We start from the raw sequence: 597 nt of genomic DNA on the forward strand, positions 1-597 counted from the left end.
GGTGGATGTGACGTTCCACGAGGTGACGGGGGCGGATGGGGTGGTGGTGCCGATCGGGGTGCCGGTGTGGAATACGCAGACGTTCGTGTTGGATGGGCGGTTGCGGCCGGTGCCGGTGGGGGTGGCGGGGGAGTTGTATCTCGGTGGTGTGCAGTTGGCGCGGGGGTATGCGGGGCGGGCGGAGTTGACGGCGGATCGGTTCGTGGCGAACCCCTTCGGGGCGGGGGAGCGGTTGTATCGGACGGGGGATCGGGTTCGGTGGCTGCGGTCGGGGGAGCTGGAGTATCTGGGGCGTACGGATTTTCAGGTGAAGTTGCGGGGGCAGCGGGTCGAGCTGGGTGAGGTGGAGGCGGTGTTGTTGCGCCGGGTGGAGGTGGCGCAGGCGGTGGTGGTGCTGCGCGGGGACGGTGCGGCGGGGGAGTATCTGGCGGGGTATGTGGTGCCGGTGGTCGGCATGGTGGTGGACGAGCGGGCGGTGCGGGAGTCGGCGGCGGCGGTGTTGCCGGGGTTCATGGTGCCGTCGGTGGTGGTGGTGTTGGCGGAGTTGCCGGTGACGGTGAACGGCAAACTCGATCGGAAGGCGTTGCCGACACCCGA

The 597-nt window shown here is 69.5% G+C and carries 1 protein-coding gene; it reads left to right on the forward strand.

Annotated elements, in window-relative coordinates; genetic code table 11:
- Positions 1–597, forward strand: a 597-nt coding sequence (locus tag P3H15_RS54380; RefSeq protein ID WP_276144883.1) for an AMP-binding protein, incomplete at both ends; no start/stop codon positions are given.

Origin of the sequence: Rhodococcus sp. T2V (assembly GCF_029269925.1) — a bacterium.
Taxonomy (GTDB): domain Bacteria; phylum Actinomycetota; class Actinomycetes; order Mycobacteriales; family Mycobacteriaceae; genus Rhodococcus_F; species Rhodococcus_F koreensis.